21 protein-coding genes are annotated in these 22,642 nt (G+C 57.2%); 10 read left to right on the top strand and 11 right to left on the bottom strand.

Annotation, left to right across the window (positions count from 1 at the left end; all coding sequences use genetic code 11):
• Positions 1–12 precede the first annotated feature (12 nt).
• Both ACF8FG_RS24780 and ACF8FG_RS24775 read right to left on the bottom strand, forming a co-directional pair.
• Positions 13–1,314: an MFS transporter gene (locus ACF8FG_RS24780; RefSeq protein WP_318077728.1), complete on the bottom strand. Its 1,302-nt coding sequence runs from the start codon at positions 1,312–1,314 to the stop codon at positions 13–15.
• 67 nt (positions 1,315–1,381) lie between these two features.
• Positions 1,382–2,131, bottom strand: a complete 750-nt coding sequence (locus ACF8FG_RS24775) for an SDR family NAD(P)-dependent oxidoreductase (RefSeq protein ID WP_134697402.1) — start codon at positions 2,129–2,131, stop codon at positions 1,382–1,384.
• A gap of 195 nt (positions 2,132–2,326) precedes the next feature.
• Between ACF8FG_RS24775 and ACF8FG_RS24770 the strand changes: the two genes are divergently transcribed.
• Entirely contained in the window at positions 2,327–3,244 is a 918-nt protein-coding gene (locus ACF8FG_RS24770) for a LysR substrate-binding domain-containing protein (RefSeq protein WP_019437636.1), read from the top strand.
• Between the two features lie 158 nt (positions 3,245–3,402).
• Here ACF8FG_RS24770 and ACF8FG_RS24765 read toward each other — a convergent pair whose 3' ends face one another.
• Positions 3,403–4,440, bottom strand: a complete 1,038-nt coding sequence (locus tag ACF8FG_RS24765) for an AraC family transcriptional regulator (protein ID WP_014589183.1) — start codon at positions 4,438–4,440, stop codon at positions 3,403–3,405.
• Positions 4,441–4,573: 133 nt separating this feature from the next.
• On the opposite strand from ACF8FG_RS24765, the gene ACF8FG_RS24760 reads away from it, so the two are divergent.
• The 4 genes from ACF8FG_RS24760 to ACF8FG_RS24745 all read left to right on the top strand — a co-directional run bounded on the left by ACF8FG_RS24760 (position 4,574) and on the right by ACF8FG_RS24745 (position 8,842).
• Entirely contained in the window at positions 4,574–5,494 is a 921-nt protein-coding gene (locus ACF8FG_RS24760) for an alpha/beta hydrolase (protein WP_041167116.1), read from the top strand.
• 4 nt (positions 5,495–5,498) lie between these two features.
• Complete coding sequence (locus ACF8FG_RS24755) at positions 5,499–6,362, top strand: SDR family NAD(P)-dependent oxidoreductase (protein WP_014589185.1); 864 nt, start codon at positions 5,499–5,501, stop codon at positions 6,360–6,362.
• Between the two features lie 28 nt (positions 6,363–6,390).
• Entirely contained in the window at positions 6,391–7,257 is an 867-nt protein-coding gene (locus ACF8FG_RS24750) for an SDR family NAD(P)-dependent oxidoreductase (protein ID WP_014589186.1), read from the top strand.
• A gap of 265 nt (positions 7,258–7,522) precedes the next feature.
• Complete coding sequence (locus ACF8FG_RS24745) at positions 7,523–8,842, top strand: outer membrane protein transport protein (RefSeq protein ID WP_135198626.1); 1,320 nt, start codon at positions 7,523–7,525, stop codon at positions 8,840–8,842.
• 433 nt (positions 8,843–9,275) lie between these two features.
• On the opposite strand, the gene ACF8FG_RS24740 is transcribed toward ACF8FG_RS24745, so the two are convergent.
• The 6 genes from ACF8FG_RS24740 to ACF8FG_RS24715 all read right to left on the bottom strand — a co-directional run bounded on the left by ACF8FG_RS24740 (position 9,276) and on the right by ACF8FG_RS24715 (position 14,455).
• Positions 9,276–9,419 (bottom strand): hypothetical protein, encoded by a 144-nt coding sequence (locus ACF8FG_RS24740; RefSeq protein WP_165366962.1) that lies wholly within the window; start codon positions 9,417–9,419, stop codon positions 9,276–9,278.
• Positions 9,420–9,435: 16 nt separating this feature from the next.
• A complete protein-coding gene (locus tag ACF8FG_RS24735; protein WP_318077732.1) occupies positions 9,436–10,677 on the bottom strand; it encodes an OprD family porin in 1,242 nt (413 codons plus the stop codon).
• 214 nt (positions 10,678–10,891) lie between these two features.
• On the bottom strand, positions 10,892–11,821 hold the full coding sequence (locus tag ACF8FG_RS24730) for a dihydrodipicolinate synthase family protein (protein WP_012054141.1): 930 nt from the start codon (positions 11,819–11,821) through the stop codon (positions 10,892–10,894).
• 123 nt (positions 11,822–11,944) lie between these two features.
• Positions 11,945–13,336, bottom strand: coding sequence for an MFS transporter (locus ACF8FG_RS24725; RefSeq protein ID WP_014589189.1), 1,392 nt, complete (start codon positions 13,334–13,336; stop codon positions 11,945–11,947).
• 119 nt (positions 13,337–13,455) lie between these two features.
• A complete protein-coding gene (locus ACF8FG_RS24720; protein ID WP_135198625.1) occupies positions 13,456–13,797 on the bottom strand; it encodes a hypothetical protein in 342 nt (113 codons plus the stop codon).
• Positions 13,798–14,287: 490 nt separating this feature from the next.
• Positions 14,288–14,455, bottom strand: coding sequence for a hypothetical protein (locus tag ACF8FG_RS24715; RefSeq protein WP_155295209.1), 168 nt, complete (start codon positions 14,453–14,455; stop codon positions 14,288–14,290).
• A 218-nt stretch (positions 14,456–14,673) separates the two neighbouring features.
• Between ACF8FG_RS24715 and ACF8FG_RS24710 the strand changes: the two genes are divergently transcribed.
• From ACF8FG_RS24710 to ACF8FG_RS24690, 5 genes are all read left to right on the top strand, one after another.
• Positions 14,674–15,396 carry a response regulator gene (locus ACF8FG_RS24710; protein WP_041166810.1) on the top strand — a complete coding sequence of 241 codons (723 nt, stop codon included), beginning with the start codon at positions 14,674–14,676 and terminating at the stop codon, positions 15,394–15,396.
• Complete coding sequence (locus tag ACF8FG_RS24705; protein WP_014589191.1) at positions 15,393–16,793, top strand: cell wall metabolism sensor histidine kinase WalK; 1,401 nt, start codon at positions 15,393–15,395, stop codon at positions 16,791–16,793. The genes ACF8FG_RS24710 and ACF8FG_RS24705 overlap by 4 nt, the downstream gene beginning before the upstream one ends.
• A 108-nt stretch (positions 16,794–16,901) precedes the next feature.
• Positions 16,902–17,738, top strand: a complete 837-nt coding sequence (locus ACF8FG_RS24700) for an IclR family transcriptional regulator (RefSeq protein ID WP_012054147.1) — start codon at positions 16,902–16,904, stop codon at positions 17,736–17,738.
• 453 nt (positions 17,739–18,191) lie between these two features.
• Positions 18,192–18,887 (top strand): 3-oxoacid CoA-transferase subunit A, encoded by a 696-nt coding sequence (locus ACF8FG_RS24695; protein WP_012054148.1) that lies wholly within the window; start codon positions 18,192–18,194, stop codon positions 18,885–18,887.
• Positions 18,888–18,895: 8 nt separating this feature from the next.
• The gene (locus tag ACF8FG_RS24690; RefSeq protein ID WP_012054149.1) at positions 18,896–19,537 is read left to right on the top strand and encodes a 3-oxoacid CoA-transferase subunit B; all 642 of its coding nucleotides are present in this window, start codon (positions 18,896–18,898) and stop codon (positions 19,535–19,537) included.
• A 345-nt stretch (positions 19,538–19,882) separates the two neighbouring features.
• Here the strand turns inward: ACF8FG_RS24690 and glmS are convergent, their stop codons facing one another.
• Together glmS and ACF8FG_RS24680 are read right to left on the bottom strand one after the other, a co-directional pair.
• Complete coding sequence (glmS, locus tag ACF8FG_RS24685; protein WP_014589193.1) at positions 19,883–21,718, bottom strand: glutamine--fructose-6-phosphate transaminase (isomerizing); 1,836 nt, start codon at positions 21,716–21,718, stop codon at positions 19,883–19,885.
• Between the two features lie 3 nt (positions 21,719–21,721).
• A complete protein-coding gene (locus tag ACF8FG_RS24680) occupies positions 21,722–22,498 on the bottom strand; it encodes a DeoR/GlpR family DNA-binding transcription regulator (protein WP_014589194.1) in 777 nt (258 codons plus the stop codon).
• Positions 22,499–22,642: the final 144 nt, after the last annotated feature.

Raw genomic sequence — 22,642 nt, 5'->3', positions numbered from 1 at the left:
TACTCCAGCGAGTTAACGATTGACCGATGCGGCGGGAATGCGCAGGACCAGCGTGGCCCCCGCGAGCAGCACTGCGGTGATCAGGTACATGCCGATGGCACTGGAACCGGTGGAAGTGGTGATCCAACCGATCAGGTAAGGCGAGCAGAACCCGGCAAGGTTGGCGAAACTGTTGATACCGGCGATACCTGCTGCGGCTGACACGCCGCCGAGCAGCGTAGTGGGCAGCATCCAGAACAGTGAGGAAGCCGAGAGCACGCCAGCTGCTGCAAGGCACAGGCTGAGTACCGACAGCAGCAGGTTGCCGCCCAGCAGCGCCGCCAGCGTCAGGCCGATGGCGCCTGCGATCATCGGGACAACCAGATGCCAGCGACGTTCGCGATGCTTGTCGCCACTACGGCCCATCAGCAGCATGGCGACGATGGCGCACATGTAAGGCAGGCTGGTCAGCATGCCGATATGCAGTGGGTCCGATACCCCGGCATTGCGGATCAGGGTCGGCAGCCAAAAGGTAATCGCGTACTGGCCCATGACTACACAGAAGTAGATGCAGGCCAGCAGCCATAGGCGGCGATCGCGGATGAATTCCCGAGGTGAGGCATGAGTGACCTTGTGGGCGTTGTCCTCGGCGAGCTCCTTGGTAACCAGTTCCTTTTCTTCATCGGTCAGCCAGGTGGCCTGATGCACGCCATCTTTGAGATAGGTCAGTACCAACAACCCGACGATGACGGTTGGAATCGCCTCGATGACGAACATCCATTGCCAGCCCGCCCAGCCATGAAAACCTGCGAACTGATTCATGATCCAACCTGACAGTGGGCCGCCAATCATCCCCGACAATGGAATCGCGACGAACCAAAGCACGGTCATCTTTGCGCGACGGTAGGACGGGAACCAGTAGGTCAGGTACAACAACAGGCCAGGAGCCAGACCCGCTTCAGCGATGCCAAGCAGAAAACGCAGGGCATAAAACTGCCAGGCGGTTTCAACGAAGGCAAAGAGGGCGGAAATGATCCCCCAGGAAATCATGATCCGGGCGATCCAGCGGCGTGCGCCGACCCTGTGCAGGATCAGATTGCTGGGCACTTCGCAGAGAAAGTAGCCAATGAAGAACATGCCGGCGCCCAGGCCGTAAACGGCCTCGCTTAGGGCCAGGTCGCTCATCATCTGCAACTTGGCGAAGCCCACGTTTACCCGGTCCAGATAGGCACACAGGTAGCACAGCATCAGGAACGGCATCAGTCGCCAGGCAGTCTTGCGGTATGCGTTGGAGCGCACGGCCGAAACCACGTCCAATGACAGGGTGGTAATCATGATGGTCTGATCTCTTGTTTTTATCGATTCAGAACAGCGTCAGCCGCACGGGCTGACGCAATGTGCATCAGTGAATGAGCATGCCGCCGTTTACATCCAGGGTGATTCCGGTCAGGTAGGTCGACAGATCGCTGGCCAGAAACAATGCGGCGTTAGCGACGTCTTGCGCTTCGCCCAGACGGCCCAGTGGAATACCGTCGATGATCGCGTGACGACGATCGTCCTGCATCAGACCGCCAGTGATGTCCGTGTGAATCAGACCCGGGGCGATGGCGTTCACGCGCACGTTATCCGGCCCCAGCTCTCGTGCCATGGCCTTGGCCAGGCCCAGTACCCCCGCTTTCGCTGCGCTGTAGTGCGGGCCACCAAAGATGCCGCCGCCACGCTGTGCCGATACCGAGGACATGCAGACAATGCTGCCCGAACGTTGCTCGCGCATCAGGGGAATGACGGCCTGAGACATCAGCAGAGTGCCGCGCAGGCTGACGTCGAGCACCTTGTCGTAGTCGCTGTGCTTGATGTCCAGGGTCTTGAGGGGTTGGGTGATGCCAGCGTTGTTGACCAGCACGTCGATGCGGCCAAAGTGCTCGATGATCTGTGCAACGGCCTGGTTTACCTGTGCCTGATCGGCGACGTTGGCCGCTAGGCCGAGATGTCCTTCGCCAAGAGACGCTGCGGCATCGCTGGCAGCGGCTTCATCCAGATCGAGGATCACCACGCGGGCACCTTGAGCAGCGAATGTGGCCGCAGTTGCCCGGCCGATCCCGCGTGCCGATGCGGCGCCAGTGATGATTGCGACTTTGCCTTGAAGAAGCATGGGTGTGACCTCTGATTGTTTTTATAAGGTCGATTCAGCGGAATCGATGGGCCTACTTTGGTCTCGGCCCAGGCCCTGAGCAATAACGCAAAAATCATTGGGTGCTGAAAAAAATTCAGCACTCGTCACCCTGATTGCTAAATGATTGAATGAAGGTCCCCAATAAAAATATGCGCTGCGAGCGAAGTGACTGATATGCGATCTGTTGACGATACCGCGCCGGCCCTTCCACCCCTGAGAGCGATTCAGGCCTTTGAGCAAACTGCTCGCTTCGGTAATGTTGCCCGCGCGGCGGAAGTGCTAGACCTCACCCCTTCGGCTGTCAGCCATCAATTGGCCAAGCTCGAAGCACTGATTGGTCGACAACTGTTCTTTCGCGCGGCGCGTGGCGTCAGCCTGACCCCCGTTGGCGAGCAGTATCTGAAAGACGTTTCCGGCATTCTGCACAGTCTTTCCGTCGCCACGGAACGGGCCAGCAGCGACGTCAGCCTCGATTGCCTGCGTTTGCATTCCTCACCGAGTTTCGGCCTGCTGTGGCTAATGCCAAGGCTGGAGGCATTTCGGATGGCGCACCCGGATATCCAGATCAACTTGTCGTGCTCCTATGAATCTCTGCATTTCAGTCGCGACAAGATTGACGTAGACATTCGCCATGGCGAACCCAATTGGCCTAGCTACGAGGTGCGCACCTTAGGCAATGAGGCATTTGCCGTGCTGGCCTCACCGAAACTGCTGGCCCGGCATAGGATCGACGACGCGTCGGATCTACTGCGTCGGGACTTGATTCTCTCCGAGGCCACATTGTTGAAATGGCCGGCCTGGTTCGCTCGACACGGACTCGCCCGCCCGGAAAAGCCCTACGCATTGAGCTTCGATCGTTCCTACATGTCCCTGGAGGCCGCCAGTCACGGGCTGGGTTTTGCACTCGAAAGCACGTTATTAGCGCAGAAGTACCTTGCGTCCGGAACACTGGTGGAAGTCGTGCCACACATCTTCAGCGCGCCTGTGGCGGCCCATCATCTGGTGTTTCCGAAAGCCCATTCAGGGTTCGAAAGGGTCAGGCGTTTCTTGGCGTGGATGGAGAGAGAGCTCGGGCATGGCTTCGTGTTTTAGGCATGCTGATGATTGCGTACATGTTGCTGTGACCAGAGCTCGGAATGGCGGATCGCAACGGTCCAGAGCCTACGAGCGTAGAGCTTCCAGCAAGGCCTGGCTGATAGGTTGGTTATCGCTGCTTGGCGATTGGACTGAGCCTGCCCCCGAAGCGTTCTCTAATTCCATGGACTCCCCGCCCAGTAACTCTCCGAGTTGAGTTGCCTCGCCTCATGGGGCGATCTTCCACTCCATTCCTTGAAGGCGCGAGTGAAAGCGCTGTGCTCCGAATAGCCCAACAGCATGGCGATATCCACGATTTGCAGGCGTGGATCGCGCAGGTACGACAACGCTAGTTCGTGGCGGACCAAGTTCAGCTCATAGCGAAAGCTGGTGCCGGCTTCTTGTAGACGGCGCTGTAGCGTGCGTGACGAGGTGCCCAGCTGGGGGCTTATTCGCTCTATGCTCGGCTCACCTTCGCGCAGAGCATGGGTGATGGTCTTACGCAGCTGTTCCACGAATTCATCCTGCTGTGGCAACTGGGCCAGCAGACGATCCGCATGTTGTTCCAACAGGGAGACCAGCGCCGGGTCGGGGCTCTTGAAGGGCAGTTCGAGCAGTTGCGCGGAGAAACGCAGTACCGCCTCGGCCTGGCCGAAGCGTACCGGACAGCCGAAGAAGGCTTCATACGGACTGGTATCGAGGGGGCTGGGATGATTGAAATCGATTCGTAACGGGTTGGCCGTGCCGCGCACTAGGGCACGGCAGAACTGCACTATGGCAACCATACCGGTTTCGTTCACCAAGGGTCCGGGCTGGTACTGGCTGACATCCCAGACCAGTTCGAACCAGCCGTCGCCGTCGCGGCGAGTCATGGGAATGACGTCGTACACCAGGCGAATGTAGCGCTCCAGGCGTTGCATAGCCGTACCGAAATTACCACAGGCCAGCAGCACCGAACCGAGCACACCGATATGCCGGGCGCTGATGGTTTGACCGACGTGCAGGCCCAGCAGCGGGTCGTCCAGTGCCTGCGCCGCCGTCAGCAGCAGGCGATCCCAGCATTCCACATCAACGCCGCCGACACCCTCCTGGGCAGGTGTGGGCCAGGGCTGGCCAAGCACCGACTCAGGCTCATGACCGAGCGCCTCCAGGTATTCATAGAGCAGTTGCACGTAGGTCTCGGGCACCACGCGCCTATACAAAGGCTGGCTCATCGGGCCTCTTTGGGTCAGTTGGCCTTTTGTTGTTTGGCGCAAAGTGTCAAGCAAGTCGTCGGATACCGTCAAGCCTTCCTAACGGCAGCGGCCGAGAATGATGACACTCCAGCCATTCCAGCAGATGCCGTTCATGAACACGATCACCGATCTTCTGGCACCAGCGACAATCCAGTTCTTCTCCAACGGCTCGCGTTGCGTTGCCGACTTTTACCGCCCACTGGGCGCCGGACCTTTCCCGGTGGTGGTGATGGCGCATGGGCTTGGCGGGACGCGCAAGATGCGCTTGCCAGCCTTTGCCACCCGCTTCGCCGCCGCCGGTTACGCTTGCCTGGTATTCGACTATCGCCACTTCGGCGACAGCGATGGCGAACCTCGCCAACTGTTGGATATCAACCGCCAACTCGAAGACTGGAAAGCCGCGATAGATCACGCCCGCCGCCACGCGGATGTGGACTCGCAGCGTGTCGTTATCTGGGGCACCTCGTTCGGTGGCGGGCATGTGCTGGCCACCGCCGCCGACGATGCCAGGGTGGCCGCTGTCATTTCCCAATGTCCCTTCACCGACGGCCTGAGCTCCAGTCTTGCCACCGAACTTCTGGTGTCACTTCGCCTCACCTTGCTGGCCCTGGCCGACCGTATCGGCTCGTGGTTCGGCGCCAAACCCATTCTGGTTCCGCTCGCCGGTCAACCTGGCGATACGGCATTCATGACTTCGCCGGATGCCTGGAGTGGCTATAACGGGCTGATCCCGTCAGGTGCGCACATCCGCAAAGAGGCCGCCGCGCGCTTTGCCCTGGACATCATTCGCTACTACCCCGGGCGCAGTACACCTCGTATCCAGGCCCCCGTGCTGTTTTGCGTGTGCGATCCCGACAGCGTGGCACCGGCGAAGCAGACGCTGCGTCACGCCAGGCGCGCGCCACGTCATGAGATCCATCGCTATGCCCATGGGCATTTCGATATTTATGTAGGCAAAGCCTTCGAGCAGGTGGTGGGTGATCAACTCGACTTCCTCAAGCGCAACGTGCCAAGCACGCCAACGAAGAGATAAGAATATGTACGACCTTCAAGGCAAAGTGGTTCTGATCACCGGCGCGGCTGGCGGCATCGGCGCCGCCAGTGCACGCGAACTGTATGTGCAGGGTGCCAGCCTAGTGCTGACCGATACCTCGCAGGAGGCGGTGGACAAGTTGGCTCAGGAGTTCAACAGCCAACGCGTGTTGCCGCTGGCGTTCGACGTCACCGACGCCGAGGCGGCAAAAGCAGTGATACGCCAAGCAGTCGAGCGTTTCGGCCGTCTCGATGTGGCCTTCGCCAATGCCGGCATCTCCTGGCGAGGCGTACCGGCGACCCTACGCACCTGCGACGAAGCGGAGTTCCGTCGCATCATTGAGGTGGATCTGTTCGGGGTGTGGCACGCGATGCGCGCCGCACTGCCGGAGGTCGTGCGCAATCGGGGTCAAGTACTGGTCACGTCGTCGACCTATGCCTACTTGAACGGCATGGCCAACGCGCCCTATGCCGCGAGCAAGGCAGCGGTGGAGTCGCTGGCCCGCTCGCTGCGCGCCGAGTTAAGTGCGACCGGCGCCAGCGCCAGCGTGCTCTATCCCGGCTGGACGGCGACCGCCATCGCCAAGGTCGCTTTCGGTGGCAACGCCATCGCCACCCAGATGAACGAGACCCTATTGCCGGCCTTCCTGCATCGGGCGATTGCACCGGAACAGGTGGCACGTGGCGTGGTGCGCGGTCTACAAAAGCGCCAGCCGCGCATCGTTGTACCGGCTCGCTGGGCGCCCATCTCACTGTTGCGCGGCCTGTTCAACGTCTTCACAGACTGGCATCTGACACGCGATGCCCACCTGCAACGGTTGCTCCACCAATTGGAAGAAGAAACCGTTCGCACCCAGAGCCCAAGTTGATGCCCCACTACTTGCTTAAGGTTCACCCATGAAGAGCTACTCATTAAACGACCGCGTCATCGCTATCACTGGTGCCACGGGAGGTCTCGGCAGAGCCGCCGCGCAGGCCCTTCGCGACAAAGGCGCGAAGCTGGTTCTGCTGGATCTCGATCTGGATAGCCTGAATGCCATGGCTGTCACCCTGGGCGGGCCTAATGTCGCTGTCGGTTGGGTGGCCAATGTGCGCTCAATTGAGAGTCTGGAAACGGCGTTAAAAGAGGCCGCGCAGCATTTCGGCGGAATTGATGTTGTGGTCGCCGGCGCTGGCGTCAGCTCGGTGGTAGCCCTAGAGCATATTGATCCCGCCACGTTTGACCGGGTAATCGATATCAACCTCAACGGCGTGGCGCGCACCTTCCGCGCTTCATTGCCGCACGTGAAGGCACGCCAGGGTTATCTACTGGCCATATCGTCTATGGCGGCTTTCGTTCATTCGCCGCTGAACACGGCCTACACCGCCAGCAAGGCAGGAGTCTGGGCCCTGTGTGACAGCTTGCGCCTGGAGCTTCGTCAGCACGGTGTGAGCGTCGGCTCGCTCCACCCGACCTTCTTCCAAACGCCGATGATGGAGGCGATCGTTGATGGGCCGTCCTCCACCCTGGTCTGGAATAACCATCAGGGGATCTGGCAGTTCGTCGCGTTGGAGCAGGTGGTGGCCGCCCTGGTGGATTGCATTGAGCAGCGGCATGACTTGGTGACGGTGCCACGCAGCCAGATGCTGGTGGCGAAAGCGCCAGGCTTGCTGCGCCGGCTTATCGAGTGGATCGGTTTCGACGCTGGAAAAGTCGCCGAAGCGGTAAGACTAAGCGATGAAGTCAAGGCTTCCTTAGGTCAGGGTCGCAGCCTGAACGAATGACCACTTCTGGTCGCGGGCATTTCGCCCGCATCCGGGCCGGAACTAACCAGGAAATCGTGGCGCCGCTCTTGCGCTATAGCTCCAAGTCGAATGGCTTAATTGAGTCCCTGGCTCGCATTTGTAAGTCCAGCAGTCTTGCCCTGGCGGTGTTTCTTCAGGTTCTTTTACACCACTTCGATCAACTCCAACCGGCACTCAAAAGTGCACAGGAAGGCAAAGCCTTGCCTGCGTGCAATCAACAAAAACAATAAACGAGAGGTGGAAAATGAAAATCAATGGCTGTGAAATCCCGTGTCTCTCCGCTCAGCGAAAGTGTGCTGCGTGGGTTAAGTACACCAGTGTAATGGCACTGCTCAGTGCCTCTACAATTGCAGGTGCCAATGGCATTGCTCTTAACGAACAAAGTGCCAGCAGCGCGGGAACTGCTTATGCGGGAAGGTCGTCTTCCGCACTGGACGCCAGCACCATCTACGGAAATCCTGCTGGCTTGACCAAGTTGAAACGTGCCGAGATTTCCGGCGGGGCGGCGATCATCTCGGGGAGCGACGACATTAGTGATGCGCAGAGCAGTGTCGCAGGAACAAATAAGGGGGACTCGGTACCTTTGACGATCCTGCCCTTCGCCTATATGTCGACGCCGCTTGATGATCGTTTTTCGATTGGTCTGGGCCTCTATGCTCCGAGTGGTCTGATCAACGAATACGAGAGCACTTTTCAGGGGCGCTACCAAGGTTCCTATAGCTCGACCAAGGAGGTCACCCTGCAGCCCACCATTGCCTATCGGATCAATGATTACGTGTCCATTGGTGGCGGGCCGACCATAAACCATTTCGATGCAGAACTTCAGAATTACCTGGCCAGCGGGGCCCTGAACAACGGCCAGGACACAGAGATCACCCTCAAAGGCGATGACACGGCAATTGGCTACAACGTCGGCCTCTTGGTTGACTTGAGTGATGCAACAAGTTGGGGGATTAACTATCACTCTAAGGTGAGCTATCACCTAAAAGGGCATACCGAGGTTTCCGGCTCTCCGAGCGTTATCCCGCTGGACGGAAAGTATGACAACAAGATAGACATCACGATGCCCGAATCCGTGGACACCTCTATCACCCATCATTTCAATAGTCGCTGGACGGGCTACCTGGGAACCACCTGGAAGCGTTGGAGTCGACTGAAAAAGATTGAGGCCATCAACAGCGATGTTTCCGCCCTTGGCCAGAGTGCGGGCCTGGAGCGTGTGGACGAACCATTGAACTGGCACGACACATGGTCCACCGCCGTTGGTACATCCTTTCAATTGAACCAACAATGGTTGCTGCGTGCAGGCTACGCCTACGATCCGTCGCCAATCAGCAATGCCGATCGTAGCGTGCGCGTTCCGGTTGGTAACCGCCAAGTCGTGACCCTGGGTGGCGCTTATTTGCCGAGCCCCGATCTGACGATAGACTTTGCTTATGGCTATCTCTGGGAATCCAAAGCCTCGGTAAACCAAGCGAACAACTCTGGCCTTCAACCCGAATACAGTGCAAATTACGAGAACAGTGCGAATATATTTTTAGTGCAGGCAAGCTATCGGTACTAATCCTCACCTTCATAAGCCCGATGAAGGTCAGTTAAGCAATTTTGCAACAGATCGTATTACTGCGTGCCCTGAATCTAATAGGCTATTGATAACTCAACATCATCGACCAAGGTGATTTCGAATGCGTTCTCCCTCGCCGTTTCCACCCGATGGTCAATACGAAACAAACGATACCAAGGGTTGCCCCGAAGTCACGCCATCTCATTGATCTTGGACACTCCGTCAGCCGCTGTGCGAGCAGCGTAGAAAGCAGAATTGTCAGTTGTGCGTGCGAGAAACGCTGAAAGAGCACTGCACTCCTGAGCGGCAAGGGACATCCGAGCAACGGAGGGCCGAGAGCGGCACAATGAAGTGACCGCTTCAACCCAATTTCGCGAGTTCGAGTCATCGGCGCAGAAGCGCAAGCACAGCATGCCAGTCAAGCTGCTACCAGCTAGGAACGCTTGCCGAGGATGTACCAAGGGGTGGATTGTGCGCTCGGGACTATTGCGAGCAGGGTCCACCCATCCTTGAGCAACTCGTTGGCGGACGCCTGGCCAAGCACCTCAATGACTTCAGTAGCTTCGTGCAATTGCATGATGAGATTCGGTCCTCTAGAAAATGTTGAGCGGGTAACTGACGATAAGGCGGTTCTCATCGTAATCACTGGCGTTGAAATTTCGTCTGACGCTGGAGTTTCGCCACCGCACGGCTAGATCCCTCAGCTTGCCGCTCTGAAACACGTAACCCAGCTCTGATTCTCGTACCCATTCCGAACCGTCTTTGACGTTTCTCAATTCCACGTTATCGCCATGCACATACCGCGTCATGAGAGTCAGACCAGGTATCCCGTAGCCAACGAAATTGAGGTCATAGCGAACTTGCCAGGATCTTTCGCGAGGATTGTCGAAGGCATGGTTGAAGGTGTTGTTCGCAAGGTAAATGCCGCCGGTCCCGCCGATTCGCATCCACCCGGAGTCACCCGAAACATTTTGCAGCCCGATACTGATCGAGTGCTGAGCGATGTTGAGGCTGAACAGAGCGGAAGCTGTCTGGTTATCCAACGAGCCTGCCTTTGCAACCCCCGTATCCTTGCCCCAGAAATAGCCAAGGTTTGAGGTAAGCGATACCGTTTGGCTGAGCTGCCATTTCTGAATGAGCCCAAGGTAGTGCTGCTTGTAGATGTCTTCCAACTCCCCCGACCAGAGACGGACAGTCGTATTTTTGGAGCTAGAGCGGTAGTCAGCACCCAAGAATGTGAAGGAATCTGACTGCGCAGATCCGAATGAGAGGTCCTCCATGGAGGAGTCATTCCGAAGGCTGGTCTTGGTGAACTCGCCTGCGTAAAACGACCAGTTCTTGAGCTCTTGCGAAGCGATCTGAGCGCCGCGGAAAGTCTGCGGCAGAGCCCTGAAGTCGTCTGCGGTGACGACCGGGAAATTAGGCATCCACTCGCCGACCTTGACCTCGGTGTTCGACAGCTTTGCCTTTAATGCAACCCCAAGCCTGCCGAAGCTTCCGGCTGGATCACCATCGCCATCCTTGGGCAACAGCAGCGCACCATACTCCCCTGCGCCTCCGTCGAGCTTCACTGCATACTTACCCAAGACATCCACGCCAAAGCCCACGGTGCCCTGTGTAAATCCTGACTTGAGATCAAAGATAAAACCCTGCGTCCACTCACGGGCATGGCTCTGAGTGACACCAGGCGCAGTGAAATTGCGTTCAAAAAAGAAGTTTCTGAGGGTCAGAGTGGCGCTAGTGTCTTCCACGAACCCTTCAGCCCAAACATTGATAGGCAGAAGCAGAGTAGGAATGACGAGTACGAGGCTTTTGCGATTTGCATGAATGTTCAAGACCTGTCCCCTGTTGTTTTTATTGAAGGGCTTTGTTGGTCTGTCATCACCGGTTGAGCGGGCGAATGCCGTCCTTCCGGGAAAACGGATCGTTGTTCGTGTGTGAAGCAGAATCCGAATCGAAAGATGCCAAGACCCTGATGCGCAGGGCCCTGGCCGGGATTTCAGCTGAAAGCCAGCACCGAATTGGCTCAGTGCTGGCCTTGGCTTGGGATCAGACCAGGCCAGCGCTACGCAGCGCGTCAGCGATTTCCTTGTCGGCGCCTTCGGCCAGAGGCAGCAGCGGCGAACGCACGGTGGCGTGATCCAGGATGCCACGAGCAACCAGGCCGTGTTTCAGGGCCACGGTGCCTTCCATGTGGGAACCGCGGTGGTAGACGTTGCGGGTTACCGGCAGCAGCTTGTCGTGGATGGCGCGAGCAGCTGGGTAGTCGCGACGCTTACCAGCAGCGATCAGCTCGATCAGCGGCTCAGGGGTCAGGCCACCGTAGCCAACCAGGGCACCGTCCACGTCGAACATGGTGTGCAGCAGGTATTCGTCATGGCAGGTCAGGATCTGCAGGTCCGGCACTTCACGACGGATTACTGGGATCTCGGTGTCCCAACGACGCATGTTACGGACACCGTTCTTCATGGCGAAGACGCCAGGCTGCTTGGCGATTTCCAGCTGGGTCTCCAAGTCGTAGGTGGCCTTGGTCACGTCTGGGTACTGGAAGAGGATCAGCGGCAGACCGCTTTCCTCATAGATGGCCTTGTAGCGGTCCTGGGCGGCGCCTTTCTGGTAGCCGAAGCGCAGCCAGCCGTGGGATGGGTACACCAGACCAGCAGCAGCACCGTTGTCTACAGCGCGTTTGGCTTCTTCAGCGGCGACTTGAGTACCTTCACCGGTGATGCCGGCGATGATTGGCAGACGGCCACCAACCGACTCTTTGAAAGCCTGGATGACGCGGCCCTGTTCGGCCTGGGTCAGGAAGGTGCCTTCACCAGCATGACCCAAAACAACCAGACCCTTGACGCCTTCGTAGCTGCCCAGCCACGCGCCCAGTTTCTGGATAGCGGCGTAGTCAACTTCACCGTCACGGGTGAACGGAGTCACTGGAGCGGGAACGAGGCCTTTCAGGTCGATGGTGTTTTTAGTGCTCATTTCTATTACCTCTGGTTTAGTTAATTTTCGCAACTAACGCATGCGCGGGCGCAAAACACACATTGATGTGTTCTGAAGTTGCTGCTAGGTCAGATACCGCCGTTTGAAACTTTTAATTGAAGATTAAGGCGAAAGCTCTTCCAAAATTCGCCCTTTGGTTTCAATTGCAAACAAAGCTGTGATGGTTGCAGTGATCAGCAGTACGACTGCGAAAGTTCCGAATACATACTGAACACCCGCACCGGAAACTGTAAAGCCAACAATGATCGGGCCAAGTGCAGAACCCATTCTCAACCAAGCACTACCCACGCCGGTTCCCAGAGCGCGCAGTCGAGTTGGATAAAGCTCTGCCGAATACAGATAGAGAGAAAACGTAACAGTTTGTACCAGTGCGTATCCCAAACCTGCCAGGGCCAAAATTTTCAGTGGCGCACTTGCACCAGTAGTTGCCAGGATCGCCAATGGGATGGCAGCCAGGAAGAGCGCCCCCATATACCAGCGGCGACGGCCGACTTTGTCAATAAGCAGTGCACAAATTACTGCGGCAACTACACCACCGGCTGAAGTCATAAACCCATAAGCCAAGCTTGTTTCAAGCGGCAAGTTGAAGTGTTGGCGATAAAGGGTTGGCAGCCAGGTGATTAGTCCATTGGCGACCATGTAGGCGCCAAACCACATCGCCCAGATCACCAGCGAGCGCTTGAAGTACATGCCTTTGAAAAGCTCTTTCCACCCCAAACCGTTTTTGTCCGTTTGGATCTGTGGCACTTCCACTGGAGGCTGCAGCGTTTTGCCCGCTTTTAGCGCGCTGTTTTCCAACCGAGTGACGATGCGATCAGCTTCGTCCAAGCGGCCTTTGGAAGCCAACCAACGCGGCGATTCGAACAAGAAGAAGCGCAGCGGTATCAGCAGCATGGCCGGGACGATCCCCACTGCGAACATGGCTTGCCAACCGTAGATAGGTACCAGGAAGTAACCAATGATGCCGGCTCCGACCAAGCCCAACAGGAACATGACCTCGTAAAGGAGGAAGAATTTTCCTCGTTTCTTCGAGCCGATTAGCTCGTTGATATAAGCACTGGCTACAGGTACCTCTCCTCCCGTACCGATGCCTTGGATGAACCGGAACGCGATCATCATCGCTGCGCTAGAGGCAAAAAGACAGGCAACGTCCATCGATACGAACAGGAGGATGGTGAAGGTCAGTACCTTCATACGCCCGAGCTTTTCAGCGAGCCAGCCAAAGATCAGCGCCCCGAACAACTGGCCCAGATAGCCCGCCGACAGGATCATGCCGATCTGCGCACCGCTCAAGCTCCACTCCTTGGCCAGCACCGGCATTGCGTAAGCGATAGCAATGACGGTATAGCCATCAAAGAATGTTGCGGCACCGATAATGTTCCGAGCCCAAAAAACCTGCTTAGTGATTGGGAGTCGCTCTAACCTGGCACTTATATTGGCTTGGCTTTTCACCTTGTCCGGCAAGGGGTCAGTCTCTACTTGCTGCATCAACATAGCACTACCTTTTATTATTTTTGCGTTTTTCGGGGCGAGCAAAAGCTTGCCGTGGTAAACACAGTGCAATGGCGTAGTTAATCTAGAAGCTGATATTGTGTCAGTTCAGCGTCACCACGCTATGTAATCAGTTTTTTGAGAACGACCACTTCATAGCCCGGTCCACGACTGCTGCGAAAAACGCCAGGAAGCTTTTTGAATGGTGTATTGAAAGAGTCGTTTGAGAACGGCGATGAGGGGCGAAGCCGGGCAATGCCCGAAGTACCGAAGCACTGCGCTTCATGAATAAAGGAGACGCTCTTGATTTGGGTGCGGATGATAGCTTGCCTCAGATGTGAACTGGACATAGCACGCGAAGGACATGACCCAATCATGGAGAGACTGAAATTGCTGCTGCAGATGCCTGGATCTGAGTAGACGGCACGCTTGGAGCAGGCATGTTGTTTGAAAATTTGCTTCATCTTTCTTCGCACCTTTTTGTTTTTTCGGATTGCGAAATTTTTTTGTTATTTTCAAATAGAATATCACCATCAATAGTCAGGGCCCATCCTTTTTTGGGCCTTTCAACTGATTTTTTATTCCTTTATGCCATGTCCCCCCGCTTTGAAATTCCATTAGATTTTATGAGTTGTTCTTGACCAGCTCCGCGACTCTCTACGAGCCCCATCTATCGCCTACCGCACCGATCAACCGGGCGCTTTGAATCATCTGGTTGGTCTTGACCTTTTGCAGCTTGCGCCGAGCTGCGAGGCCAAGGGCTGCGCAATGAGTCCCTGCAGATTGCTGATGGCGCCTTCATTTTTACGCTGCGTGGCCAGGGTCGTAGCAAGTTGCGCTGCGCCGAGCGCGTCGCTTTCGTCCTATTTTTGCTGCTTCAGGTGGTTGACCATGCCTTCGATGCTTGAGAGCTGAGGACGAATACTGCTGAGCGCCAGATCTCGAATCTTGGCTTCAGACAGCGCGCTGCTCGAGAAAGCCATCGGCAAAACCGAAACCGTGGACGCTGTGTAGTTCAAGATCATCGGCGAGGTGGCGGGAAGGACCCGCGTTGGCGGCGGCCGACAGGCCGCTTGCGAGGTAAACCAGACAGAAGAGGACAGCGTGTTTGAACTGGCTCATCTCAAGGCTCTCGTTTTTGTGATCGAACCTGAATGCTAAATCCCGAGGTGCGTGAAAAGTTTGTCCCTTGTGGGACGGTTTTTGTGTTTTATGCACCTGATATCTTACAAACCTGTCAGAAATGTATCAGCTTTGTATCAGGTCAGTTGTACAGCCCTTTTCAAAATGCCATCTGTACCTTAGGCTGAAAGGATTCGACTCCATCAGATGGTTTACAAATGAGTTCCAGTCAGCACATTGCAATCGTTGATGACTATCCGGATATCCGAGAACTGGTTGCACAATATCTGACCCAAGAAGGTTATCGCCTAACCGCTGTAGCTGATGGCAACGAACTCAGGGCTCTGCTTGATCGGGATGTGCCTGACTTAATTATCCTTGATGTCATGATGCCCGGCGAAGACGGATTAAGCCTGTGCAGGCACATCCGCTCTCGCTCTAATACTCCCGTTCTTTTTCTTAGTGCCCGCACAGAAGACCTGGACGTAATTCTCGGACTTGAGATGGGAGGCGACGACTATCTCAAGAAGCCCTTCAACCCCCGTGAATTGTTGGCTCGGGTCAAAGCCCTGCTCCGTCGGGCCACGCCAGCAAGCGAAGGTGCTTCCAGCATGCTGGAGGGGTCGATCCGCTTCGGCGAATGGGTGTTGAACTGCAAACTACGGGAATTATTAGGTGCAGATGGTGTATCGGTATCATTGAGTGGTACCGAATTCAGATTGCTGGCTGCATTACTAGAAAAACCAGGTGAAATAGTGACGCGCGATGAACTTCTAAACAAGGTCTCCGGTCGTGCAAGCGAACCCTTTGACCGGAGTATCGATAACCAAATCAGCCGGCTTCGTAGAAAGATTGAGCCAGACCCGAAAAACCCGATTTATATCAGAACCCATTGGGGCGGCGGCTACGCGTTTGTGCACCTGGTTTCCAATTCATCATGAAACTAAGAAACCCCAATTTAGCCGCAAGATTCATTGGGCTTATGCTATTGGCGCTGATTGTCTCTCAAGCGCTGACGCTCAGCATTTTTTGGGACGAGCGCGCGGGTGCGCTTAGGGAAGTGGCGAAGTCTGATTTTCTGAGTCGGACCTCATCCCTTGCCTCACTCCTGGACCGAATGCCCGTGGACGAGCGGCAGATGACGCTTCAAGTCAGCAGCACCGCTTACGAGCGATTCTGGCTGTTTCCAGCCTCACCAAGCCAGCCTTCAGAGTGGTGGAAGTTCGCTCGTCGGCATCTTCTTGAACCGTTGAGTCATGGGAAGCCTCAGGGAACGCTCTCCATACAGTTTCGAAGCGAAGATGAGGTTCCACCGGCAACGATTGATGCGACAGCGGCTTGGTCTGTGCCGGGTGAAGCGCTGTGGCCCTCCCCCCGGACGGCTAGGTTCATCTACTTGCCTCAGCTCAATGTAATGGGGGTGGCCACACCGCTGAATAATGGCACCTGGTTACATGCCGCTTATGCTAAGCCGGTCACGGACTCTCCGTTTAGTCGCCGAGCATTGGTATCCCTAGGTATCACCGCTCTAGCCCTAACCTTGATTGCCGTGTTGATCGCTCGGGGCATCAGCCAACCACTGCGAGATTTAGCGCTCGCTGCCCAGCGATTGGGCCGAGGCCATTCAGGCACGGAGTTGCGCGAGCACGGGCCTGAAGATATCCGTCGCACCGCCAAGGCCTTCAACCAGATGCAACGCAGAATTCAGCGCTTTGTCGATGATCGTACGCGCATGCTCGCCGCGGTGGGCCACGACCTTCGAACTCCGTTGACCTCGCTCAGGCTGCGCGTTGAGTTCATTCAGGATCCTGAAGTACAGCGCAAGATGCTTGCGACCCTGGATGAGATTACGGCTATCACTGAAGCCGCAATCGGGTACGGACGTGACAATGCTGTGACCGAGCCAACCAGGACCATGGACATCGGGACACTGGTCGAAAGCTTGTGTGAAGACTTGGTCACCTTGGGAATGGCCGTGTCGTTCTCCTGCAACTCAAAAGTCATTTTGGAATGCCGGCCTGACGCTCTGCGGCGAGCTATCCGTAATCTCATCGAGAATGCTGTGAGGTACGGCGAGTGTGCGGACGTCCGCGTCTACAGTGCGGATAAGCACGTTCACATTTCGGTGACGGACAGGGGAAATGGCATCCCTGATTCAGAGCTTGAAGCCGTTTTTACCCCATTCTATCGCTTGGAACACTCCAGAAACCGTAATACTGGCGGCGTCGGTCTGGGCCTCTCCATCGTACGCTCCATAGCCCGCCAGCATGGCGGCGAGATCACCCTCATCAACCACAATGGAGGGCTGGAAGCCATCATTTCGCTCCCTGAAAACTAGGTAAGCGGCAGAAATCTAAGGTGGGATGAGGCAACGCCTGATGCTATTCTTTTTGAACGAATTTTTTCGCATTCCGAAAACAAGAATTACACCAGGTAGATATCGCGCATGGCTCCTAGAACCTCAACAAAAAGCGAAACGACCGCTGCTGAAGAAGATAAAAACCAGCGCAGCACTGTGCAGTCTCTTGCCAAAGGATTTCGAGTCTTGGAGGCCTTCACAGCGGAAAGCGATGAGCTGACCCTGAGCCAGATTGCTGCCAAGGCCGAGCTCGACCCAGGCACGACCTATCGCATGCTGAATACGCTGGTGGACCTCGGCTATGTTTCTCGAATTCCTGAGAGCAAGCGATTCTCCCTCACGCTCAAAATCCTCAACTTGGGCTTCCACGCCATTGCTCACACGGACTTGCGCAGTCTGGTTCGCCCAGTGCTAAGGGGGCTGGTCAGTGAAACCAGTGAAGCCGCAAGCTTCGCCGTGTTGCAAGGCGCAGACGTCCTCTACCTGGAACGTGTCAGGGCTGGTATCACTCGGCTTGGAGTGGATATTCGCATTGGCACAACGGTGCCGGCTTGCCAGACAGCGATTGGCCAATCAATCCTCGCGTTCCTTCCTGATCACGAAGTTGAGCGCATCAAAGAGCTTTCCTCGTCCACGTCCTTCATGAGCAAATCTCTCTCACGGCCGTTGTCCGAGGTGTTGGAGCAGATCCGTAAGGATGGGTACATCATCACGGAATCGCTGTTCGCCGAGGGCCTGCGCATCCTCGCCGTTCCGGTCCTGGATATCGACGGCTACCCAGTTGGCGCCATCAGCATCGCGGCGCCGGCAGTGCGGTGCACCACGGAGGAACTTGAACGTCGAGCGCTGTCCGTGACCATTGCGGCGGCGAAGAATATCGGGCGAGCACTACAAGCAAGCGGAAGCATCAATTCCAGCCTGTAACCTTTAAAGCGATTTAAGTTGTACGTCGGCCCGGTTCTCCCTTAGAGGGCGATCTTGCCTAGCACCTGCGCGGTGGGCGGTGGGCGGTGGGCGGTGGGCGGAGGTGCTGGAGGAGTATCAGACACCGCCAGCGGATACTTACGACGTATATCCCAGGACAGCTTGAATCTGTTTCCCAAGCTGTCGTTCTTCATTGACCTCCTCCGAGCTACTTTCAGGAGGTACCCCGTTGGAGCGACAACCTAAAAGCGCAGCAGCGAGAATGACCGAACATCGCACAACTGTTCGATAAACGCACAAATTCCACTTTCCCCCCTCTACTGTTGCCCAGTCTTGCGGCACGCTAGAGCCACATCAGCAAAACAACGCCAATCGCTGAGTGGCCCACCGTTCCCCGCACTGCTCAGCGGCTGATCAGACCAATCCAACTCCAGGAATAACCAGGAGCTCGCTGTGATCAATAAAACGTTTGAGTCCATCGCCAGCGCGGTAGAAGGCATCATCGACGGTTCGACCATCATGGTCGGTGGCTTTGGTACGGCAGGCATGCCGTCCGAGCTCATCGACGGGCTGATCGCCACTGGTGCCCGCGACCTGACCATCATCAGCAACAACGCCGGCAACGGCGAGATTGGTCTGGCCGCCCTGCTCAAGGCGGGCTGCGTGCGCAAGGTGGTCTGCTCGTTCCCGCGCCAGTCCGACTCCTACGTGTTCGACGAACTGTACCGCGCCGGCAAGATCGAGCTTGAAGTGGTCCCGCAGGGCAACCTGGCCGAGCGTATCCGCGCCGCGGGCTCGGGCATCGGTGCGTTCTTCTCGCCGACGGGCTACGGCACCCTGCTGGCCGAAGGCAAGGAAACCCGGGAGATCGACGGCCGGATGTATGTACTGGAAATGCCCCTGCACGCCGACTTCGCACTGATCAAGGCGCACAAGGGTGACCGTTGGGGCAACCTGGTGTACCGCAAGGCCGCGCGCAACTTCGGCCCGATCATGGCCATGGCCGCCAAGACCGCTATCGCCCAGGTCGACCAGATCGTCGAGCTCGGTGAACTGGACCAGGAACACATCATCACTCCGGGTATTTTCGTCCAGCGCGTGGTCGCCGTTTCCGGTGCTGCCGCTTCTTCGATCATCAACGCTGCCTGAGGTCTGCCATGTCCATCACCAAAAAGCTCTCCCGCACCGAAATGGCCCAGCGCGTGGCCGCAGACATTCAGGAAGGCGCCTACGTCAACCTGGGCATCGGCGCACCGACCTTGGTGGCCAATTTCCTGGGTGACAAAGAAGTGTTCCTGCACAGCGAAAACGGCCTGCTGGGCATGGGCCCGAGCCCGGCGCCCGAGGAGGAAGACGATGACCTGATCAACGCCAGTAAGGAGCACGTGACCATGCTCCCCGGTGGCGCTTTCTTCCACCACGCCGACTCGTTCTCGATGATGCGCGGCGGCCATCTGGACATCGCTGTATTAGGCGCCTTCCAGGTGTCGGTCAAGGGCGACCTGGCCAACTGGCACACCGGCGCCGAGGGTTCCATTCCGGCCGTGGGCGGCGCGATGGACCTAGCCACTGGTGCCCGCCAGGTGTTCGTGATGATGAACCACCTGACCAAGTCAGGTGAAAGCAAGCTGGTGCCCGAGTGCACTTACCCGCCGACCGGCTTCGGTTGCGTCAGCCGCATCTACACCGACATGGCCGTGCTGGAGGTGACCTCAGATGGGCTGCGCGTGGTCGAGATCTGTGCGGAAATTGACTTCGAGCAGTTGCAAGCGCTGAGTGGCGTGCCGCTGATCCAGTAATCGGCGCAGCGTGCTTCACTGCTATTCAGCTTACTAGGCGTTACCATCCCGCCTTGCCGGCGCCCATGTCAGCTATCAGGCATGGGCTATTCTCATTGGCATCGTCCATCAACTTACTGGCTATCGTACTTCGAAGATCTCTGCCTTGGGCTCGGCCCAGTAGAGCCACAGATTGCTTCTCATGTATGAAGGAAGCGTTTCAGTAAGAGGTTGGGGGAAGCGGGGGAGGCTCGTAAAAGCGCTCGATGAGGAGAAGCGAGCGCTTCTCCTCTACCGGCGATAGTTTTAATTGCCCGACGACTGTTTTAATTCAACGAAACCATGACTGCAGCAAGCCTCCTGACTTCACTCGACAGTCACCGACTTGGCCAAATTACGCGGCTGGTCAACGTCGGTCCCCTTTAGCACGGCCACGTAATAAGACAGCAACTGCAGCGGGATGGTGTACAGGATTGGCGCCAGGGCATCGGCAATGTGCGGCACCTTGATCACGTGGGTGCCTTCACCATTGGTCATGCCAGCGTGCTCGTCGGCGAACACTACCAACTCGCCACCACGGGCACGCACTTCCTGCAGGTTGGACTTCAGTTTCTCCAGCAGTTCGTTGTTCGGTGCAACGGTAACCACCGGCATGTCGTTGTCCACCAGAGCCAGCGGGCCGTGCTTCAGCTCGCCTGCTGGGTAAGCTTCGGCGTGGATGTAGGAGATCTCTTTAAGCTTGAGAGCACCTTCCATCGCCACCGGGTACTGCGCGCCGCGGCCGAGGAAAAGGGTATGGTGCTTGTCGGCGAACAGCTCGGCAATTTTCTCGACGGTGGCATCCATGGCCAGGGCTTCGCCCAGGCGGGTTGGCAGTCGACGCAGCTCTTCAACCAGCTCAGCTTCGGCACCGGCTTCTAGCGTACCGCGCACCTGGCCAAGGGCCAGGGTCAGCAGCATCAGCGAAACCAGCTGGGTGGTGAACGCTTTGGTCGAAGCCACACCGATTTCAGGACCGGCCAAGGTCAGCAGGGTCAAGTCCGACTCGCGTACCAGCGAGCTGATACCTACGTTGCAGATCGCCAGGCTGCCAAGGAAACCCAACTCCTTGGCATTGCGTAGCGCGGCCAAGGTATCGGCGGTTTCGCCGGACTGCGAGATGGAGACGAACAGAGTGTCCGGCTGCACCACCACCTTGCGGTAACGGAATTCGCTGGCCACTTCCACCTGGCAAGGGATGCCGGCCAGGCTTTCCAGCCAGTAACGCGCAACCATACCGGCGTGGTAGCTGGTGCCACAGGCAACGATCTGCACGTTGCGCACCTTGGCAAACAGGTCGGCAGCTTGCGGGCCAAAGGCCTGGACCAGCACGTTGTCCTTGCCCAGGCGGCCTTCAAGCGTGCGCTGAACAACGCTTGGCTGTTCGTGAATTTCCTTGAGCATGAAGTGACGGTAAGCCCCCTTGTCGGCAGCCTCGGCACCTTCGTGATACTGCACGGTTTCGCGCTGGACCTTATTGCCCTGCTGGTCCCAGATAGAGACCTGATCACGGCGGATTTCAGCGATGTCGCCTTCTTCCAGGTACATGAAGCGGTCAGTAACCTGACGCAGCGCCAGCTGGTCGGACGCCAGGAAGTTCTCGCCAAGGCCCAGGCCGATAACCAGCGGGCTACCACTGCGTGCGGCCACCAGGCGGTCCGGCTGCTTGGCACTGATCAGCGCCAGGCCGTAAGCGCCGTGCAGGCGCTTCACCGCTGCCTTAAGGGCGTCGGTCAGGTTTGGAAGGCTCTTCAGGGTGTGGTGGATCAGGTGGACGATGACTTCGGTATCGGTCTGCGAAGTGAAGACATAGCCCAGCCCCTTCAGCTCTTCGCGCAGCTCCTCGTGGTTCTCGATGATGCCGTTGTGCACCACGGCCACGTCATTGCCCGAGAAGTGCGGGTGGGCGTTGCCTTCAGTCGGCGCGCCGTGGGTAGCCCAGCGGGTGTGGGCAATACCCAGCTGGCCTGCCAATGGGTCATCAGCAACAGCAACCTCCAGCTCGCTGACCTTGCCAATGCGCCGGCGGCGCTGCAGTTCACCGTTCTGGGTGAGCACAGCCAAACCGGCGCTGTCGTAACCGCGGTATTCAAGACGCTTGAGGCCTTCGATCAGGATGGCTGTGATATTACGCTCGGCGATAGCACCAACGATTCCACACATGTTTTATTGCTCCTGGCTGATCGCGGCGCAGATCAGGTTGACGCCGCGGGCTTGAATTTGTTCGCGCGCTGCTGCTGGCAGGCGTTCATCTGTAATAAGGGTGTGCACACTGCCCCAGGGCAGCTCGAGGTTAGGGATCTTGCGCCCCACCTTGTCCGACTCGACCATCACGATCACTTCACGGGCAACTTCCGCCATGACCCGGCTCAGCCCAAGCAACTCGTTGAAGGTAGTGGTACCCCGGCCGAGGTCGATGCCGTCGGCACCGATGAATAATTGGTCGAAATCGTAGGAGCGCAGTACCTGCTCCGCGACCTGACCCTGGAACGATTCGGAATGCGGGTCCCAGGTGCCACCGGTCATCAGCAGCACCGGCTCATGTTCGAGGTCGCAAATCGCACGGGCCACATTGAGCGAATTGGTCATCACCACCAGGCCTGGCTGGCGCCCCAGTTCGGGGATCATTGCCGCCGTGGTGCTGCCGCTGTCGATGATAATGCGTGCATGTTCGCGGATACGCCCCACAGCAGCACGCGCAATGGCCTTTTTATAGGAAGAGACGGGTTGTGCCGGTTCACCGAGCAACTCTTGCGGCACCGGCACCGCCCCGCCATAGCGGCGTAACAACAAGCCGTTGGTTTCCAAGGCGGCGAGGTCTTTGCGAATGGTCACTTCCGAGGTGGCGAAACGCTTGGCCAACGCGTCCACACTTACCTCACCCTGCTCGCTGAGCAAAGCCAGAATATTGTGTCGCCGTTGTGGTGTGTTTCGTTTCGACATGTGCGCTTAAGTTTCGATTCGAAAGTTAATGGTTGCAATCAAAACCTAAGACGAGCGATTCGTCAAGCTGTCGCTGACCTGTGGATTGTTTGCCTCTGTTTTGACGCGGTCCTTTAGGTGGACTGCCCCCAAGAAGTTGGACAC

Source organism: Pseudomonas sp. YQ_6 (genome assembly GCF_043103245.1).
Taxonomy (GTDB): Bacteria; Pseudomonadota; Gammaproteobacteria; order Pseudomonadales; family Pseudomonadaceae; genus Aquipseudomonas; species Aquipseudomonas alloputida.
Note: the sequence above shows the minus strand (reverse complement) of the source record. Positions and strands in the feature narration are given on the sequence as shown.